This window comes from Synechococcus sp. GEYO, assembly GCF_900473955.1.
Classification (GTDB): Bacteria; Cyanobacteriota; Cyanobacteriia; order PCC-6307; family Cyanobiaceae; genus Synechococcus_C.
Map to the genome: position 1 here is coordinate 23,256 of NZ_UCNL01000001.1, position 17,145 is coordinate 40,400.

Below are 17,145 nucleotides of genomic sequence, written 5' to 3' on the forward strand. Positions count from 1 at the left end.
GAGCGATGGATGGATCACAGCAGGCCAACCTCATGTCGTTGCTCGAGGGGGTTGGAGCTGACAACGAACAGCTCCATTCAGTCGGGGATCAGATCCTGCGGCTGAATCTCAAACCCGATGACCTGCAGCTCTGGCAGGACACTTTCGCAGCCATGACGGAGCCTGGAAATGTGCTGCTCGCCTGCGAAAGCGACGCCTGCCCATTAGGTGCAACCAAACTCACCTGGGTTGTTGGTGCCGCCATCCGCAGCACGGCAGCGAGGTCTGCTTCCGATGTTGGAGCACTGCTGAAAAGCCTTGGAGTGAGTGATCCAATTGCCGATGCCGTCCCCGATCACTGCCCAGGAGTGGGGCAGGAGATTGCCTGGGCGTTCTATCTGGAACGCCACGGCTGGCTGACCGCATGCCCGATTCTTCCTAAGACTTCGAGAAACAAGGCGGTTCATCCGTGAGCTCCGCTTCAGCAGAACGCATCAAACAACTTGCACGCAATTCGAAGGTGTGTGGGCTCAGTGGAGATCCCAGCCTTCCAGAGAACCTGCGTGATCTGATCCATGAGGCCGATCAGAGCAAACGCTTACTCAGCGATGAAGAGATTCAAGAGTGTTGTGACTGGTCAGGTCTTGAAGCCGCTCCCCTGACTGCACTTCAACGTCAGGTTTCAGATCTTGTTGACCAGGCGCGTGCCGATCTTCTGAGTGAGCAGCCGCAGCTGGTGCAACCAGGCGGCAAGTTGTTCCCGCAGGATCGGGCCGACGCCTGCTGGCGCGACTGCTTTCATTTTCTGCGCGTCAGCATTTACGGCACCGCATTACGTAAAAGCGATGTCACGGACAGCGAGGGCATGCAATGCCTGGCAGAGCTTTATGCACTACTCGACGTGCCAGTGCCTGGCTTACTGCTGGCTCTGGATCGACTGCGCCTGCATTCAGTGGCCAGTTACAGCAGATTGGGAGCAGGAGCCAATGCCGAAGCACTGGGTGATGCGTTATCTCACCTTGGCAACATGATTCGCAAGGAGATGAAGAGACACGACGGGTCTCAACGGGAAAGCAGTGAAGCAGACATAAGATGAGCAGCATTGACTGAGCATTTCTACGGATGGCGCTTCAGCTGCTCGACTACCCGCTGACCAGCCAGAACAACCGTGTTGGCGACCAGGGCGGCCTGAAGTCTGAGCTGAATCGAGCGACATATCCAAGCCGTGAAGACCGGGGCTTCCAGATCGAGCAGGCCTATCGGCAGATCTTCTTTCACGCCATGAAATGCGATCGTGACGTGAACCTTGAATCCCAGTTTCGTGATGGAAGCATCACAACCAGGGACTTCATCCGCGGCTTACTGCTGTCAAGACGCTTCCAAGAAGGCTATGTGGCCTGCAGCACAAATTACAGGCTTGTCGATCAGGTGGTTGGCCGCGTTCTCGGCAGAGAAGTGCATGGCCAAAGCGAGCGAATCAGTTGGTCAATCCTGATTGCAGAGAAAGGCTTCAGCAGCTTTGTTGATGCTGTGCTCGACAGCAAAGAATATCTGGATTCATTTGGCTATGACGATGTTCCTAGTCAGCGCTCTCGCGTGATTCCAGGTGCCTCAACCGGAGTAATGCCGATCTACCAGCAATATCCTCGCTACGGAAGCGACTGGAGAGATCAACAATGGGACCAGAAACTACAAGCCAGGCTTGAAATTGAGACGCTTGTCCCTGCCTATATCAAAACACCTGAGTGGGCTAAAAAGGCCTGGCTTGGCCTGGCTGCGATTGGAGCCTTTGAAATCATCAGAGTTCTCCTTATTGTTGCCGGAGAAATGTATGGCACTCGCTAATTGAAGTACGGTTGATTTAGACATCGTTTTTAGGCACAACTGACGACGCACAACGGCCATCCTCATCATGGAGACACGAGATGGCGCGAAGTTTTAACGTGAAAGAGCTACTCGATGGAAGAAAGAGCATCATTTGATGACAACCAATGCTCCACAAAATACTTGAGGTGAAGAAGCATTAAGCATCTAATCGGCTACCATTAAGAAAGTCGAAGAATCGCGAGAAAACATTTTGTTGCAAGCCTCCTGGCTGCGGGGAGTTCATCCGAAAACGCGATTACTGTCTGTTCACAAGTACTCCTTTGAGATCAGTAATGGTCGCCATCAAGCCGACACGTGATTTCACGAACCTGAACCGCGTCTCCTACGCCGCAGGCAACTCCACCAAAACACGCAGCAACACGGCGACCAATCTCTACCGCCAGGAATGCGAAAAAGGCAACTTGATTCCGCGCCAGGGCCTTGCTGCTTCAACACCTGAGGAATACAAAGCAAATCTGTGTTCCTCCATGGGCATTGGCATCGGACCAAGGGTTCACAGCGAATGTCCTTTCAGCAGTGTCAACGAGGTTTACGCAGCCAACGGAAGCGATGCCCTAGAGACAGCGATCGCCGCAAGCTACAAGCAAGTTTTCGGCAACCTGGGCCCCATGGGTAACCAGCGCTGCACTGAGCTGGAGTCGCAACTCAGCACCGGCGAAATCAGCGTAAGGGATTTCGTGGCAGGACTTGCAAAGTCAGACCTCTACAAAGAAAAGTATTTCCATCGTGTTTCGCCGATTCGCGGCATCGAATTGAACTACAAGCATTTGCTTGGAAGACCGCCCCTTAACCAGGCTGAAGTGAGTGCAGCGATCACGCTCATCGCCGAAGGTGGGTTTGATGCATTGATCTACAAAATCACCCACTCTGGTGAATATCTGGAGGTGTTTGGAACAGACACTGTTCCTTATCCACGCGCCTGGACTTCGGCAGCTGGTGCTTATTGCTCCACATTCACCAATCTGGCCAGAGTCACTCCAGCCAACGCAGCTTCCGATACAACAATCGAAGGGCGCAGCCAACTGGTGATGGAATTCAGCAACGCTCGCCGAATTTCTCAATCAGGTTCCGGATACGACGTCAGTGGATTCGTTTACTCCAAGGCCGTCAAAGACCCTTACAGCGGTGCATTCCAACGCATGTATCAGTCTAAAAATGCAAAAACCTGGGCATAAGGAAAGAGTCTGAGGACTCAGCTAACCAATCTCAACGAAGAGTTGAGCATCAAAGCACCGACTGATCCAGTCGGTGCTTTTTGATGACTGCATCCAGCCCCAAAACAGCGCAATTCAGCATGGGATAATCGATTGATAGGGCCCACACAAGGCGCAAGGACCAACTCGATCTCAACAACCATCACCCATGAGCACTGATTGAGTCAGATCATTCAGTTGGGAGAGAGGTAGCCTCGATGCAATGCAATTCAGGAGGATCGAGCTCTGACGTCTCAATTCATCGACCTTCGCAACTGGACGGCCCCCGAGACGCAAACGCCTGAAAACGCACAAGGTTCAGCAGTGGATGCTCGTGGTTCCGACTGGAGCCAACAGGATTTGGGTGAACGTGATCTGAGCGGCGCTTTGCTCTGCCGTTGCAACCTTCGAGGCAGTGATTTAAGCCAATGCAAATTGGAAGGCGCAGATCTACGTCTGGCGGTATACGACTCGAGCACCAAGTTTCCTGAGAATTTCGATCATCAAAACAGCGGAGCCGTAGGTCCAGGAGCAAAGCTCAATGGTGCCTTTCTGAATAACGCAGATTTAAGAGGAGTTGACCTGCGCAAAGCGGTGTTAATGGGTGCCTATCTCAGCGGGACCGATCTCAGCGGGGCCATTCTCGATGGCACGGCCATGGCTGGGGCAGATCTTCGACACGCCAACTTGCGAGGTGCGATGTGCAGAGGCACACGCTTTGGAACCAGCCAGCTGGATATGGCCGATTTCCGAGGCGCAGACCTCGAAGCTGCAGCGCTTGACTGCGTCGAATCGATTCGGGGAGCTGACTTCAGTCTTTGCCGAGGTCTTGACCAGCAGCTGGACACATTGCTGAACCGTGAAGCGCTTGAACTGGATCAATGGAACCCGCTAACACGCAGCTCAACGCGGACAAGCCTGGAATCGCTGAAAGCAAAAAATGGTTCGGGAAACCAAAACTGATGCCTGCTCAAGACCCCTTCCAGGAGCACTGAATTGTCACGTCACGCAATATTTAGACACACTTGATTGAGCTTTATAAAGAAGGCGCTCGCGCACGGCAGTTCTGACAGACGATAGGGCCTGCGAATATCGCGAGAACCTTCATGCCCTTCGGTCCTGCCTCGCTTTTGGGGGTCGAGCGCTTCTCGGACGAGAGTGAAGCACCCCTCGAACTGCTCCCTGGCGATGACGATGCCAAGAAGGAGCAAATCATCCGCAAGGTGTATCAGCAGGTGCTTGGCAACGCTTACGTCATGGAAAGCGAGCGCCAAATCATTGCTGAATCGCAGTTCAAGCTCGGTGAAATCAGCGTGCGAGAACTGGTGCGACGCATTGCCAAGAGCGAGCTATATCGCACACGCTTCTTCGATACCTGCGCGCGTTACCGCTACATCGAACTGGCCTTCCGCCACTTTCTCGGAAGGGCTCCTGAAGACTTCCAGGAAATGCGCACCCATGCTGAGCGCCTAGACAGCAAGGGATATGAAGCCGATATCGACAGTTTTCTGGATTCAGACGATTACCAGAATGCATTCGGTGAGTGGACCGTTCCCTATCAACGCGGTTGGAAAACCGAATGTTGCACGACTCTCCAGGAATTCACCTGGAGCTTCCAGTTGTTGCGTGGAAACAGCAGCAGCAGCCTGAAGGGTGATCTGGCTGGCAACCGCAGCAAGCTGGGCGGTGCGGCCTATCAGAACCTGCCACTTCCAGTGGTTCCTCCGTCATCCACTCAGGCCACAGGCTGGAGTTTCCGCCCTTCAACCAATTTGCAGGATGCACCGACCCGACTGGGTGCAGGTGCTGGCGAGGAGGGAGTGACTTACCGCGTGGAAGTCACTGGCTACAGCGCCAACAATCTGCGGCGAATCTCTCGCTATACCCGCAGTAACAGGGTCTTCTACGTTCCGTTCGACAAGCTTTCCGAGCAATTCAAAAGGATTCACCGTGAAGGCGGAAAGATCGCAAGCATCACTCCGGTGACCTGATCTCATCTGAACAAGCATTCGACCACAACCCAACAACCTTTCATTAGATCTGAACCATGGCAACCAACCAAACTTCGAACGGATTCGGCGCTGAAACCAAGTGGAATAGCCCTGTCAGCTTCCAGAGGAAAGGACAAAACGCTCAGAAGCCTGCACTGACTATTGGCGAATTCCTCAAACAGTCATGCGATCAGATGGCGATCGGTGTTGGTCCTCGCAGCCATGAGGATTGTCCCCACCGCGTCACAGCGGAGTGCTATAGCCCCGACGACCAAGCATCACTGGATGAAGTGATTGCTGCCAGTTACCGACAGGTGTTCGGCAACGCGCACGTCATGGATTTTGAACGCTGCACTGAACTGGAAGCACAACTGAGAGACGGCAGGCTCACAGTTAGGAACTTCATCCGAGGGCTGGCGCAATCAAGCTTTTACAAGTCTCGTTTCTTTTCTGCAGTTGCACCGCAACGTGGAATCGAACTGAACTTCAAGCATCTGCTAGGACGCGCACCCCATTCTCAAGCTGAGGTGTCTAAAAAAATCAGCTTGCAGGCTGAAAGCGGCCACGCAGCACTGATCGACAGCATCATCGACTCGGCGGAATACCTCGAGGTGTTTGGCAGTGACATTGTTCCCTATGCACGTGCTTGGAGCTCACCCGCAGATTTAGCCACCTCAGCATTCTCAATGCTGGCAGCACTGCAAAAAAGCTTTGCTGGAAGTGACAGCGCACGCGGAGGCAGCAGTGCACTGACAAGCAGCATGGCGTCTGGAATGGCCCCCCGCATCGGCCGTCCTTCCGAAGCCCTTGGAGTTCGCCCCTCCACAGCATTCTCGCGTGGTCAGATTCCAAGCAAAGCTCCAGGAATCACCAGCGGCGGCGATAGCGCGCCGATGCGCGGTGACTCCTACGTGTTCTTTGGGTTGGGGCAAAGGGAGCAAGAAACGTTCCAACGTTGCCCTGGCGATAGTGCAGATCAACTGAATGCACTGATTCGGGCCTCATACAAGCAGGTGATGGGCAACCCCCATCTCATGGAATTCGAACGGTCCGTATCGGCAGAAAGCAAATTCATCGATGGCTATCTGAGCACTCGCGAATTTGTGCGGGCGATTGGCCTTTCCGCCGAATACAAAAAGCGTTTCTTCGAGACCAATGCCCCCTATCGCTTTATCGAACTGAACTTCAAGCATTTCCTTGGACGTGCGCCAAAATCCCAAGCAGAAATCAGTGAGCACACACGAATTCTTGCTGAAGGTGGTTATGACGCGGAAATTTGTAGTTACGTTGACTGCGAGGAATACCAAAGCACGTTCGGTGAAGACACCGTGCCTTTCGCACGAATTCTCTCCGAAGACGGCCGCTCACAGGTTGCCTTCAACCGTCATCTCAAGCTGGCCGAAGGTTTCGCTGCAAGCGACACAGTTCTGACCAGTTCTTCGTTGGTCACTTCAGTGGCAACAGGAATGGTTCCGGGCGGATGGAGCTCCACCACAACGAGAATCAACAGAACTGGCACCCAATCAGGTGCACCAGATCCCACCAAAAAACGCTTCCGGATTGTGGTTGCAGCTCAAGCTGCACGTACAAGGCAACGCACAGCCGGCAGCACCTACTTGGTGTCTGGCAAAGACATGTCCAGCCAGATGAAGTACATCCATGCAAGAGGTGGAAAAATCGTCTCCATCACCGAAGTGATGTAATCGAATTCCCATCAACGACTTGTTGAATAGGCCCTTTGATGATCAAAGGGCCTAAAAAATTGACCCATCACCTAATCACCTGAGACATGACGGAAACCACCACACTGGCGACCCAGGCCAATGCAGATCTGGGACATGCTGATGAAGTGATTCAAAGCATTTACAAACAGGTTTTCGGTAACCGTCACCTCATGGAGCTGGACGTCAACAAGTCTCTCGAAGCCTTGTTTATGAATGGCGATCTTACGGTTCAAGGGTTCGTCACAGCGCTTGCACAATCTGATACCTACAAGAGACTTTTCCTCGAAAACATGAGTCCCTACCAATTTGTAGAGCTTAATTTCAAGCATTTACTAGGACGGCCTCCTCATGATCAGAGCGAACTGATGGAGCATGTCACCCGCATGAACACTGAAGGATACGAAGCAGAAATTGCAAGCTACACCTACAGCGAAGAATATCTAGCTGCCTTTGGTATCGACCAAGTCCCCCACAATCGCTCAAGCGCATCGATAAGTGGCGGACGAACCATTAATTACACACGTGGAATTGCAGTTGATGCCGGCTTCGCTGGCTACGACGCTGCTAGCAACGAATCAAAGCTGTTAAGAAGCCTCTCCACTGGCAATGCACCTGCGATTGTCGATCGCAAGAGCGTTGGCAACGCCAATGGGATCTCAATCTTTTGGACGACCCGGCGGCAGGTCAGCGCTAATCGACGTGTGATGCAGAAATCAGTTGTCAGCCAAAGCTCCATGTCTGCAACGCTGCGGAGCATCCAAGCCCAAGGTGGTCGGATCGTTTCTATTTCGAAGGCTTAACCCTTCACGGAGTTGAGCTCTGATTCTTGATTGAATCAGAGATAATTGGATTGGCTCTAGTAAACGCCAATCCAATTCCATCAATCAACCGGAAAGACTCCACGTTTTCTCGTCGACACACCCTCACATGCCAATTCTTAGAGACACCACCAGGTCTGACCCCAATCAAACAGACGCTTTCAATAAGTCTGTGTCATCGGTCCCAATGGCTATGTCAATGATGGTTGACTCGATGGTCAACATGATGCAGGCCAATTTACCTAAAAAAACCGAAGGGTTCGACAGTCAAGGTAATATTAATGATGGATATTGAGCAGTTTGTTGCTCAAAGCATCGGAGAATGGCGCTCAATGAGAAGCGGCCACTCCCTTGCATTTCAACAATTCGAAGATGTACTCAGTGAAATATCAATCACGGCATTTAATGGTGATCCAAACAAAATTTCAGAGCTAATCAAAGCATCATCTGAGCCTTCTAACAGCCAGCATCTATCTCCCTTTTGCATGGAGTGGAATGCTGAAAGTGACTGGGAACCCGACGATCCAAGTGAAGTCTCAAGTGGATCTTGCCTAATCGTACCGATCCCATCGAATGAAATATCGGGAAAACTCCTGAGAAGCGTGGGTTACGCAGAAGCTGTAGCAGCAGAATCAGAGTACCGGTTTCTTGACGATGGTACGTTTATTCTTAAAACTCACTATGATCAATCGATTGCCGAAGAACGCATTTGGTTTGTATCAGAGCACGTTCGCTGTCGATCTTCAGTTTTAAAGACATCGGCTGGATCTGGAATCCTTCAGGCTTCTTTTGCTTCTGAAGTCCGAAAAATCTCAGCCTAATAACTCAAGCCTAAAACCTTCAGCCATGGATAATCAAGATAAGATCAGATTCGCAAAAATACTATCAGGTATCTACGATAATTTTGCTCAATCACAAGAGAGACCCAAAGACTTCGCACGAATCAACATTGTCTTCCGGCCGTTGCCTTGGACTGTTTTCAAAGGTCCTGGTTTTTATTCAGAGCAATATTACGATTACTCACCTTGGAATCCCTACAGACAAGGAGTTCATCGCCTCATCTGCCAAGACGATGTTTTTGTAATTGAAAACTTTGATTTTACTAATAAAGAACGACTGGCTGGATCAGGAAGAAATCCAGAATTACTTGATTCACTGGATAGCGATAGCCTCAAAAAACGTTGCGGCTGTTCAATGCATTTCAAAGAAACAACAGCCAATCATTACGTTGGCAATGTTGAACCGGGCAAAGAATGTCTAGTACCCCGCGATGGAAAGCTAACCTATTTAGTCAGCGAAGTCGAAGTGAATCAAGAGACTTGGGTTAGTCGAGACCGAGGATTTGATCCGGAGACTGATGAGGTGAAATGGGGCTCAGAGCATGGACCTCTCAAATTCAAAAGGATTGAAGATATCTCTGATATAATTACTTCGTCTTGGATAGAAGAAAAAAAATAGTGAATGGAAAATAGCGAAAAACAGCTTAAAAGCTGGATCCGTTCACAACATATGATCTGCGAAGGCACTGATTTTATTTTTGAAACGGTTGATCAAACACAACTCGAAAAATTTGAAGCATGTATGCTGCAAATTGGGGGTCAAGTTCGACAAGTGAAAGCTGTTGGCAATTGGCCAATGGGGCCCAATCGATCGTTTAAAATTCTAAGAGCTATTGCCAGTGTTCCCCGACCAGGAGGCGAGAATTTAGTGACATACTGGGCAAAGCGTGGAGGAAAACAAACACGATACGCCGATATCAATACATAAGGTTATTCGCCAAACCAGCCCATCCAAGTTGGCTTCGAGAAATCAGTGTGTTTACTCCACTTTCTTAAAATTGCGAGCGGATCGATTTGAAAACCTCGCTCAGCCGCAATCGAGATAACCTGATCTTGATTCAGAGCCGATTTAATCTCATCTTGAAGAGTTTGATCTTTCTTGGCTAAAGCAATAAATTGCTCAAGGATTTGATCTTGATCGACATCAGACATAAAAAGCTCTCTAAAAGTGATCATTGCGCAGCAGTTAATGAGATTAACTATCCGCTCCTTCCATGAGCATAGCTCTCCATGCCGTGAGCTGACGAAAAGCCCATGACCAATGGCTTGGATCAGCACTCAGTACTTTTTGTTGTATGGAAACTGACAAACCAGAGAATTCACGCTCATAATATAAATTCCATTGAGCTTCGCTGAAATCAAACCCCTGCTGTTGGCCATAAGCAATGATCTCTTGATGAGAACTCAGAGGTTTCAAACCAGTTGCAAGTTCGTGAGAACGAATCACCTCATTAACAAAGCGAGTAAGCTCTTCGGAATGCATTAGCAGCTCTCTATCCAAATCGCAAAATTAGCCTTGCAGCAGATCAATTGCAAAACCAGTGGTCCGCCGGTACAACGAAGCAAGCGCCAGGATATCTCTTGATCCATCACACCAGAATCCACGAGAATCTTTGGCGCACGAGTTGCTTGTTCGAGTGGTATCACGGCTGAACCAGTTAACGAAGCATCAACCGATTGAACAACTTGGCGAAGTGTTTCTATATCAGTGGTGAGATTGAGTCGATCTCGAATTTTCTGATCACTCTTCAGCGAGTCCACAAAACGTGGTAACGCTTGTTCCGCTTCTGCAGAGGCAGGCATAAGGACAAGTCAACAAACATTATTTTAACAGAAAAAACAAAGCCCTTAAATGGAATCACCCTTGCGAAGGCTAGGGATGTAGAGTTAACAAGACTTAGATAACGGGCGGCATCATCAATCATGTCTGAACGATTTGATGTTCTCTTTGCCGGACTTCCAGAAGAAAAAGCGATCGAGTTACTGAAAACAAACCCTGAAGAGCTTAAAAATCCAGTCGAGAAATACACAGCAGCGACTCGGCTAGCTGCATGCCAAAGCGACGAATCACTCGAAGCTCTGATCGAAGCGATCAGCCTTGAACAAGAGAACCTCTTTAATCGCATTACCCGCCGGAAAGTGCTGGAAGCTCTGGGGCGACGCCGAGATCCCCGCGCCTTGCCGGGACTCTTCAGCGCACTGGCATTTGATGATGAGCCTTCAGTAATCAATGCTGTTGACTCGATTTCGCAGATTGGTTTCGCTCTTGAAGACGAGCAACGCAGGACTCTGCTTAATGCCTTAAGAGGCAGCGACAATCAGAAACGATCGGTGATTCAGGCGCACACACGTCTTGGGATCGAAAAAGCAGACCATGAAATATCCGCACTGGAGGACGACGCCAATCCCCTCGTTGCAGGGGCTGCCCGCGCCTATGCAGTAAAGGTTCATGGTCGGGTCGATCGGCTAGAGCCCCTGATTCCTCAGCTCACCGATCCCATCGCTGGGCGAAGACGATCTGCAGTGATCGATTTAGGGGATGCCGGCGAGAGTTCCGTGTTGGAGCATCTGGTGTCATGTCCGGTGTCGATGCCGCTCAGAGCGAAGAGCGCCTTTCAAATCGTGGATCCCGAGAAAACAGGACTGGTACCGGCTCCCTACGCAGAACTGATCACGAGGCTGCTTCAGGACAATCCTTTGGATATGGCCTTACAACAAGACTGGAGCTGCGAAAGCTCACTGAGCGACATCGAAAAAAATCTCCAGCACCGTGACGAAGGCAAGCAGTACGGAGGGGCACTCACTCTGATGAAAATGCCCAACCAACAACAGCTGGAGGCAATCGACCACATTCACGACAAGTTCTGGAGTGACTATGGGGCGAATTACTTACTCACAGCAGTCATCGGACTGAACAAAGTGCATGAGCGCAGCGATCTGGTACGAACGGCCCTGGCTGAGACACTGCCTCAATATGCAAAATCCCGAGTTGCCGCTGCATGGGCCTGCCTCAGCCTTGAACTCAATGACCAGATCGAGCTTCTCCAAGACATTCAATTCAATGCGCGGTGGTTACCACTGAAATGGAGCTGCGAGCAGGTGCTTAAACAGATGTCATAACCACCACTTCGACTGCCGCACAGGAGGTTCAGGGCTAAACGCTTAAGAACTTTGCAATTTTTATTTTTTCCTTCGAATTGGTTTTGCAAACTTGTGTGTCCTGACAATCTGCTTTTGGTGGCGAGGCAGAAAGCAGGGTTAACGTCATTCGTGATGCGGATTTGCATCCCCCTCTAATCTTTCCGAAGCACCCATGCTCGACGCATTCTCCCGGAAGGCCGTCTCGGCCGATTCCAGCGGCGCTTTCATCGGCGGAGGCGAGCTGGCCTCCCTCAAGTCCTTCATTTCTGAAGGCAACAAGCGCCTTGACGCTGTTAACGCCATCTCCGGCAACGCTGCCTGCATCGTTTCTGATGCTGTTGCAGGTATCTGCTGCGAGAACACCGGTCTGACCGCTCCTAACGGCGGTGTGTACACCAACCGCAAAATGGCTGCATGCCTGCGCGACGGTGAGATCGTTCTCCGTTATGTGAGCTACGCCCTGCTCGCCGGTGACGCTTCTGTGCTGCAGGACCGCTGCCTGAACGGTCTTCGCGAAACCTACGCCGCTCTGGGCGTTCCTACCGGTTCCGCTTCCCGCGCTGTGGCCATCATGAAGGCTGCTGCTGGTGCTCTGATCACCAACACCAACAGTGGTGCCAAGAAGGCTGCTGTCACCCAGGGTGACTGCGCAAGTCTGTCTGCCGAAGCCGGCAGCTACTTCGACATGGTGATCAGCGCCATCAGCTGAACCACTTCTGTTTGATCGTTCAAAACAACACACATCCTTCATCATGAAGTCCGTCATCACCACTGTTGTCGGCGCAGCCGATAGCGCTTCCCGCTTCCCCTCCGCTTCCGACATGGAATCCGTTCAGGGTTCTATCCAACGTGCTGCTGCACGTCTGGAAGCTGCTGAAAAGCTGGCATCTGGCTACGACGCCATTGCTCAGCGCGCAGTTGACGCTGTGTACGCTCAGTACCCCAATGGCGCCACCGGCCGTCAGCCCCGCCAGTGCGCCACCGAAGGTAAAGAAAAGTGCAAGCGTGACTTCGTTCACTACCTGCGTCTGATCAACTACTGCCTCGTCACCGGCGGCACCGGCCCCCTGGACGAGCTGGCTATCAACGGCCAGAAAGAGGTCTACAAGGCCCTCAGCATCGACGCTGGCACCTACGTTGCTGGTTTCTCCCAGATGCGTAACGACGGTTGTGCACCCCGCGACATGAGCCCCCAGGCTCTGACCGCTTACAACACCCTGCTGGACTACGTGATCAACTCCCTGGGCTGATCACAGCTCATCGGTTGATTCAATTCAGCAATGTGACATGGGTGGGCATTTCTGCCCACCCTTTTTTTTACCTTCGACTCGAAAGGTGAAATCAGCAAAGTCAAAAAGTTGCTGAAAACGAGATAATCTCAGTCAACTAGCCAATTGGGCGTTGAAACAGAATGATGCCAATCATCTGTAGCAACAGCAAAAAATCCTTGTTTTCTTGTTGCATCAAAGTTTGCAACCGACTTGCTCTTGAGCTTCACGATTAAAAGCATTATTCAGGGGTAATTCGGGACAAACAATCAAACCTATCTCCCCAATTCTCATCATGCTCGGCACAGAAACCAGCCTGAAGTCACTCACTTCAGCTACTCGAACCGGACCTGCTGCTTTTGCCACACAAAGCAAAGCCGGTAAAAACACAGCACACCGAACAGTCGCAGGAGTACGCGCTGAGTACAAGCGGCAACACTGTGCCTCCATGGGGATTGGAATCGGCCCCCGTCTTCACGCCGAATGCCCCTTTGGAGCTGTTTTCGATCAGTACAACCCCGACAACACGGCAGCTCTTGAGCGCGTGATCGCTGCTGCTTATCGCCAAGTCCTTGGAAATCTTCCTCCAACAGACAATCAGCGCGAAACTTCTTTGGAAGTAAGGCTGATGAACGGTGAAATCACTGTTCGTGATTTCGTCAACGGCTTGGCTAAGTCGGACTTTTACAAGACAAACTTCTTCCATGCCGTTGGCGCCCAACGCGGCATCGAACTAAACTTCAAGCACCTGCTCGGCAGAGCACCTCTGAACCAAACTGAAGTTCAGGATCACATCAAGCTTCAAGCAGAAGAAGGCTTTGATGCGCTGATTGACAAGCTGACCGACTCAGCTGAATACACAGAAGTGTTTGGCGCTGACATCGTGCCCTACGAAAGAAGCCACGACTCCTATGCAGGAATGTTCACACGTTCCTTCAATCTGATGCGTGAGCTTGGTGGCATGAAGGTTGCCATCAGCGACAACGCCCAGGGCCGCAACAGCCGCACCATCAACCCACTGGCGATTGCATCCAGAGAGGAATCCAAGCCTCAGGCGTTCTCTTACACTGCCGTTCAGAAAACTCCTGTCAAACTGCCCCAACAGCAGTACAGCGGACATCAGCCTCCCAAGATGACCGATTACGTGGCATTCCGTCCTTTCGGAGTTCACTTCTGATCCAAACTTAGGTTTGATCAATAGACCAATGACCCCATCCTTTGATGGGGTTTTTTTTGCCAAATGCTTGGAATGGTATTCCCAAGCAACAGAACGACGACCCAACCGATTAGATTCAATCCAGGTAACTGAAAACCATGAATGAGGCAACATCTAATCAGCAAATCAATGAACTTGAAAGTCTTACCGAGCAAGAAGCTTTGGAATTGGCTGAAGTGTTAAAGCAAAAATTGCTCGATCAAGAAACACCAAGCTCTGATCAAACGTCGATCAAGCAAATGGTTGCAGGATTGGGAGATCAGCGTGGTTCTTTGCGGCTCACATTCGCGCAAAGCCTGGGAAACGTAGGTGAAGCAGCTATTCCATATTTATGCGATGCCATGAAAAACAACCCAAACGTGGTCATTCGACGCGCATCTGCCAAAACACTCAATCTGATTGGCAGTAAAAAAGCCTTACCAAATTTGATCGAAGCATTTAAAACAGATCCTGATCCTGTCGTTCAAGGATCCTCAGCCGGCGCGATGGCAACGATAGGAGTCCCTGCAATTGAAGATCTTCTGAAAATTCTCACCGAGCCAGACTGCACAGCATTCCAAGTAGGACTGATCAACCTGGCATTAAGCTTTATCGGCTCAAAAGCTCCAGACGCACTGAACAACGCAACACAATCCGAAAACATAGAAATCCGAATCGCTGCCATAACAGTTTTGGCAGAGCAGATTCAATCAGGAAGATACCAAGCCGCGAGCAAGACGCTCCTCAAGGCATTGTCGGATCAATCAAGTGAGGTCAGAGCAGAAGCAGCAACGATGGTCGGAAAAACATTAGAGCCAGAAGATGCCAGCCATAAACTCTGCGAGTTGCTGTCCGATGAGTCAGTACAAGTCCGAAAAAATGCATCGCTGGCACTGATGAAAATGGAAGCCGAAGAAGCCATCGGGCCACTCAAAAACGCAGAAGCAATCGAAAAAGACGATCAAGTCAAATCAGTGATGAACGTGGCAATTAAGGTATTAGTACAAGACTAAAAACCTGATCAATCTAGGCCCAAGCTCTGCCGCCTCTCAAGACTTGCTTGAGCAACCTCACGAATTAGCGAATCTTTCAATTCGTCATCTGCCAGATTTTTCAAGCATTCATTGACTAGTGGCGAATCAATTTCAGCAAGAGACATTGCCGCACCTTGGACATGGGCAATATTGCTGCTATCGCACGCCTTAATGAGAAGTGGAATGACTCGATCTTCTTCTGAGGCCTGCTTCGAGAGATGCCCCAATGTCATCAAGGCAGACTGAGCGACGACAGGATTTGCATCATCCATAGCTTCTTCTAGCATCGTTAGCACTTGAAGAGGAAATGCTTCATCAGGAGAATGAACTGATACCTGAACAATCGCCTTGATACAACAAGCTCGAATGGTGCCATTGTCTGATTCAGCAAACAATTGAATCAAACCGGGAAGACTACGATGACCGAGCATCCCTAACGCTTTGACCGCAGTTCGATACAGACCTGGATCAGGATCATGCATCAAATCAAACAATTTCGGCAGCGACTCATCAGGAAAATGCTCGGCAAGAAGCGAACACGCATCAAAACGAATATTGGGGTTTGGATGAGATAAATCAGCAAAAAGTGAGTCAAAAGAATGGGAAGAAGGACTCATATTAATGCTCAGAAATTTAACTTTTTTAATTTTAGCATTAAACAGTAGTCAGGCACAGAGGCAAATCGTTCTCTACACAGGAAGCTCTTTATTAAAAACCATTTTTGAATGTCAATCTTGCTCGCACGAAATTATCACTATCATCAGCGAGCAAATCTCTTAACTGACATTCCTGTTGACGGCTTTCATCCTTCAAAATTGATTCGATTGCCATAATTAAAACATAGCGACAATCCCATGGAGGTGAGCATGATTGATCCAAGAAACTGGGAATCAGCTCCCAAAAGAGACTGGGGTTTAACTGAGAGATTGAGTAGATGGCGGCTGAACGGCTTTTTTGAAATTGTGGACGTCTATTAACAGCAGCGCTCTTGAGGATGTCGAGAATAAAGTCAAGCGAGTCATCAGGCCAGTCTGCCCGCGAACCCAGCAATCTCATGAAAAAGTAATGCGCACCATAATCGTTGCAGGCCTCGTCTTCCCAGATTTTCAACATTAATGGCCAAACTAATTCACCTGAACATTGACGAAGAGATTTCAGAGCAAGGTAGCAACGGCTAAAATCAGTATTGAACAAATCTCTAATCAGAAATTCAACATCGGGATCCACATCATATCTGTGAACAATCTCAATATGATCTGGGTCATCAACCAGCAAAGAATCTATCAACGGAAGATAATGTATAGACTCAGAATCCAAAACCTCAGATGTTATCAGCAGCCTGCAGGCACGAAGGCGAAAAGCTGGAGAAACTGGAGCACGAACAATTGGACGCAAACACTCTAGAGCTCCAGCATCGATTAAATCCTGAATCGCACACTGCCGATCCATCTGATTCGGAAGAGTCAGGTGATTCACAATGCTGGAGAGCTGTTTTGTATCTCCGGTGAGCTGAGCAATTGCTGAGATAGCAGCGCCTCGAACACCCGGTGATTCGGCTAGTTGCAAACCTTTCAACAATGGAACAATTTGATGAATAGAAAGACTCGACAAGCACTGAATCAAAACACGCTGATTATAAGTATCCTCTTGCAGAAGATGAAGCATTTTTTGAATTAACCTTGGCTCACTGCACTTCAACCGCTGCAATGCGAAAACAGTATTTTCAACAAGATATTGATCATCAGACCACAGACATTGACCAACGTTAGATATTAAATAGGTAGCACCCAGCCTACCTAAAACCTCGACTGCTTTTCTTTTGGCAATTTTTACTGCCTGATCATCCTGAGAGCATTCAAGCAAGTCGGCTAATGACTTTTCAGTTTCGGGACCGGGACAGTTAATCAAATGAGACGCCGCCATATAATAATCACTCTGCGAGTCAAGCTCATTAATAGGCTGAAGAAGGATTTGCCGTGCATGTTGGCATGTGAGCTCAGGGTGAATATTGTCAAAACGACCCGTCATCAAGAAAAGAAATAGCGTATAAATTTTACCGCAAAATCGAACAAGAAG

General features: G+C 49.8%; 21 protein-coding genes. 16 read left to right on the forward strand and 5 right to left on the reverse strand.

Annotated elements, in window-relative coordinates:
- The first annotated feature begins 5 nt into the window (after positions 1–5).
- The 11 genes from DXY37_RS00165 to DXY37_RS00215 all read left to right on the forward strand — a co-directional run bounded on the left by DXY37_RS00165 (position 6) and on the right by DXY37_RS00215 (position 9,359).
- Positions 6–452, forward strand: a complete 447-nt coding sequence (locus DXY37_RS00165) for a hypothetical protein (RefSeq protein WP_115124831.1) — start codon at positions 6–8, stop codon at positions 450–452.
- On the forward strand, positions 449–1,075 hold the full coding sequence (locus DXY37_RS00170; protein ID WP_115124832.1) for a phycobilisome polypeptide: 627 nt from the start codon (positions 449–451) through the stop codon (positions 1,073–1,075). The genes DXY37_RS00165 and DXY37_RS00170 overlap by 4 nt, the downstream gene beginning before the upstream one ends.
- Before the next feature lie 26 nt (positions 1,076–1,101).
- Positions 1,102–1,824 carry a phycobilisome rod-core linker polypeptide gene (locus DXY37_RS00175; protein ID WP_115124833.1) on the forward strand — a complete coding sequence of 241 codons (723 nt, stop codon included), beginning with the start codon at positions 1,102–1,104 and terminating at the stop codon, positions 1,822–1,824.
- A gap of 314 nt (positions 1,825–2,138) precedes the next feature.
- On the forward strand, positions 2,139–3,041 hold the full coding sequence (locus DXY37_RS00180) for a phycobilisome rod-core linker polypeptide (RefSeq protein WP_115124834.1): 903 nt from the start codon (positions 2,139–2,141) through the stop codon (positions 3,039–3,041).
- A 279-nt stretch (positions 3,042–3,320) separates the two neighbouring features.
- Positions 3,321–4,022, forward strand: coding sequence for a pentapeptide repeat-containing protein (locus tag DXY37_RS00185; protein ID WP_371637746.1), 702 nt, complete (start codon positions 3,321–3,323; stop codon positions 4,020–4,022).
- A 143-nt stretch (positions 4,023–4,165) separates the two neighbouring features.
- Positions 4,166–5,050, forward strand: coding sequence for a phycobilisome linker polypeptide (locus DXY37_RS00190; RefSeq protein ID WP_115124836.1), 885 nt, complete (start codon positions 4,166–4,168; stop codon positions 5,048–5,050).
- A 56-nt stretch (positions 5,051–5,106) separates the two neighbouring features.
- Positions 5,107–6,753: a phycobilisome rod-core linker polypeptide gene (locus DXY37_RS00195; RefSeq protein WP_115124837.1), complete on the forward strand. Its 1,647-nt coding sequence runs from the start codon at positions 5,107–5,109 to the stop codon at positions 6,751–6,753.
- Between the two features lie 86 nt (positions 6,754–6,839).
- Positions 6,840–7,574, forward strand: coding sequence for a phycobilisome rod-core linker polypeptide (locus tag DXY37_RS00200; RefSeq protein ID WP_115124838.1), 735 nt, complete (start codon positions 6,840–6,842; stop codon positions 7,572–7,574).
- Positions 7,575–7,876: 302 nt separating this feature from the next.
- Entirely contained in the window at positions 7,877–8,413 is a 537-nt protein-coding gene (locus DXY37_RS00205; RefSeq protein WP_115124839.1) for a phycobiliprotein lyase, read from the forward strand.
- Positions 8,414–8,438: 25 nt separating this feature from the next.
- On the forward strand, positions 8,439–9,050 hold the full coding sequence (locus DXY37_RS00210; protein ID WP_115124840.1) for a chromophore lyase CpcT/CpeT: 612 nt from the start codon (positions 8,439–8,441) through the stop codon (positions 9,048–9,050).
- A 3-nt stretch (positions 9,051–9,053) separates the two neighbouring features.
- On the forward strand, positions 9,054–9,359 hold the full coding sequence (locus DXY37_RS00215) for a CpeR family transcriptional regulator (protein ID WP_115124841.1): 306 nt from the start codon (positions 9,054–9,056) through the stop codon (positions 9,357–9,359).
- A 2-nt stretch (positions 9,360–9,361) separates the two neighbouring features.
- On the opposite strand, the gene DXY37_RS00220 is transcribed toward DXY37_RS00215, so the two are convergent.
- Genes DXY37_RS00220 through DXY37_RS00230 form a run of 3 tightly spaced genes read right to left on the reverse strand, consistent with a single transcriptional unit; the run spans position 9,362 to position 10,234 of the window.
- On the reverse strand, positions 9,362–9,607 hold the full coding sequence (locus DXY37_RS00220; protein ID WP_244276752.1) for a Nif11-like leader peptide family natural product precursor: 246 nt from the start codon (positions 9,605–9,607) through the stop codon (positions 9,362–9,364).
- 19 nt (positions 9,608–9,626) lie between these two features.
- On the reverse strand, positions 9,627–9,914 hold the full coding sequence (locus DXY37_RS00225) for a Nif11-like leader peptide family natural product precursor (RefSeq protein ID WP_115124842.1): 288 nt from the start codon (positions 9,912–9,914) through the stop codon (positions 9,627–9,629).
- Complete coding sequence (locus DXY37_RS00230) at positions 9,914–10,234, reverse strand: hypothetical protein (RefSeq protein WP_115124843.1); 321 nt, start codon at positions 10,232–10,234, stop codon at positions 9,914–9,916. Before DXY37_RS00230 ends, DXY37_RS00225 begins: the two co-directional genes overlap by 1 nt.
- Positions 10,235–10,354: 120 nt before the next feature.
- Here DXY37_RS00230 and DXY37_RS00235 point away from each other — a divergent pair, with 120 nt between their 5' ends.
- The 5 genes from DXY37_RS00235 (at position 10,355) to DXY37_RS00255 (ending at position 15,048) form a co-directional block, all read left to right on the forward strand.
- Positions 10,355–11,551, forward strand: a complete 1,197-nt coding sequence (locus DXY37_RS00235) for a HEAT repeat domain-containing protein (protein ID WP_115124844.1) — start codon at positions 10,355–10,357, stop codon at positions 11,549–11,551.
- 193 nt (positions 11,552–11,744) lie between these two features.
- Positions 11,745–12,281: a bleomycin hydrolase gene (locus tag DXY37_RS00240; protein WP_115124845.1), complete on the forward strand. Its 537-nt coding sequence runs from the start codon at positions 11,745–11,747 to the stop codon at positions 12,279–12,281.
- Positions 12,282–12,324: 43 nt separating this feature from the next.
- Complete coding sequence (mpeA, locus tag DXY37_RS00245) at positions 12,325–12,822, forward strand: class 2 C-phycoerythrin subunit alpha (RefSeq protein WP_115124846.1); 498 nt, start codon at positions 12,325–12,327, stop codon at positions 12,820–12,822.
- 313 nt (positions 12,823–13,135) lie between these two features.
- Entirely contained in the window at positions 13,136–14,017 is an 882-nt protein-coding gene (locus tag DXY37_RS00250) for a phycobilisome rod-core linker polypeptide (RefSeq protein ID WP_115124847.1), read from the forward strand.
- Between the two features lie 137 nt (positions 14,018–14,154).
- Positions 14,155–15,048 (forward strand): HEAT repeat domain-containing protein, encoded by an 894-nt coding sequence (locus DXY37_RS00255; protein WP_115124848.1) that lies wholly within the window; start codon positions 14,155–14,157, stop codon positions 15,046–15,048.
- Between the two features lie 8 nt (positions 15,049–15,056).
- Here DXY37_RS00255 and DXY37_RS00260 read toward each other — a convergent pair whose 3' ends face one another.
- Positions 15,057–15,686, reverse strand: coding sequence for a HEAT repeat domain-containing protein (locus DXY37_RS00260; RefSeq protein ID WP_115124849.1), 630 nt, complete (start codon positions 15,684–15,686; stop codon positions 15,057–15,059).
- Positions 15,687–15,777: 91 nt separating this feature from the next.
- Positions 15,778–17,097, reverse strand: coding sequence for a HEAT repeat domain-containing protein (locus DXY37_RS00265; protein WP_115124850.1), 1,320 nt, complete (start codon positions 17,095–17,097; stop codon positions 15,778–15,780).
- Positions 17,098–17,145: the final 48 nt, after the last annotated feature.

Excerpts from the sequence above, each read along its gene's own strand:
- DXY37_RS00165 (WP_115124831.1), top strand. The coding sequence starts at position 6 with ATGGATGGATCACAGCAGGCCAACCTCATGTCGTTGCTCGAGGGGGTT.
- DXY37_RS00175 (WP_115124833.1), top strand. The coding sequence starts at position 1,102 with ATGGCGCTTCAGCTGCTCGACTACCCGCTGACCAGCCAGAACAACCGT.
- DXY37_RS00180 (WP_115124834.1), top strand. The coding sequence starts at position 2,139 with ATGGTCGCCATCAAGCCGACACGTGATTTCACGAACCTGAACCGCGTC.
- DXY37_RS00190 (WP_115124836.1), top strand. The coding sequence starts at position 4,166 with ATGCCCTTCGGTCCTGCCTCGCTTTTGGGGGTCGAGCGCTTCTCGGAC.
- DXY37_RS00195 (WP_115124837.1), top strand. The coding sequence starts at position 5,107 with ATGGCAACCAACCAAACTTCGAACGGATTCGGCGCTGAAACCAAGTGG.
- DXY37_RS00200 (WP_115124838.1), top strand. The coding sequence starts at position 6,840 with ATGACGGAAACCACCACACTGGCGACCCAGGCCAATGCAGATCTGGGA.
- DXY37_RS00205 (WP_115124839.1), top strand. The coding sequence starts at position 7,877 with ATGGATATTGAGCAGTTTGTTGCTCAAAGCATCGGAGAATGGCGCTCA.
- DXY37_RS00210 (WP_115124840.1), top strand. The coding sequence starts at position 8,439 with ATGGATAATCAAGATAAGATCAGATTCGCAAAAATACTATCAGGTATC.
- DXY37_RS00215 (WP_115124841.1), top strand. The coding sequence starts at position 9,054 with ATGGAAAATAGCGAAAAACAGCTTAAAAGCTGGATCCGTTCACAACAT.
- DXY37_RS00220 (WP_244276752.1), bottom strand. The coding sequence starts at position 9,607 with ATGATCACTTTTAGAGAGCTTTTTATGTCTGATGTCGATCAAGATCAA.
- DXY37_RS00225 (WP_115124842.1), bottom strand. The coding sequence starts at position 9,914 with ATGCATTCCGAAGAGCTTACTCGCTTTGTTAATGAGGTGATTCGTTCT.
- DXY37_RS00230 (WP_115124843.1), bottom strand. The coding sequence starts at position 10,234 with ATGCCTGCCTCTGCAGAAGCGGAACAAGCGTTACCACGTTTTGTGGAC.
- DXY37_RS00235 (WP_115124844.1), top strand. The coding sequence starts at position 10,355 with ATGTCTGAACGATTTGATGTTCTCTTTGCCGGACTTCCAGAAGAAAAA.
- DXY37_RS00240 (WP_115124845.1), top strand. The coding sequence starts at position 11,745 with ATGCTCGACGCATTCTCCCGGAAGGCCGTCTCGGCCGATTCCAGCGGC.
- mpeA (WP_115124846.1), top strand. The coding sequence starts at position 12,325 with ATGAAGTCCGTCATCACCACTGTTGTCGGCGCAGCCGATAGCGCTTCC.
- DXY37_RS00250 (WP_115124847.1), top strand. The coding sequence starts at position 13,136 with ATGCTCGGCACAGAAACCAGCCTGAAGTCACTCACTTCAGCTACTCGA.
- DXY37_RS00255 (WP_115124848.1), top strand. The coding sequence starts at position 14,155 with ATGAATGAGGCAACATCTAATCAGCAAATCAATGAACTTGAAAGTCTT.
- DXY37_RS00260 (WP_115124849.1), bottom strand. The coding sequence starts at position 15,686 with ATGAGTCCTTCTTCCCATTCTTTTGACTCACTTTTTGCTGATTTATCT.
- DXY37_RS00265 (WP_115124850.1), bottom strand. The coding sequence starts at position 17,097 with ATGACGGGTCGTTTTGACAATATTCACCCTGAGCTCACATGCCAACAT.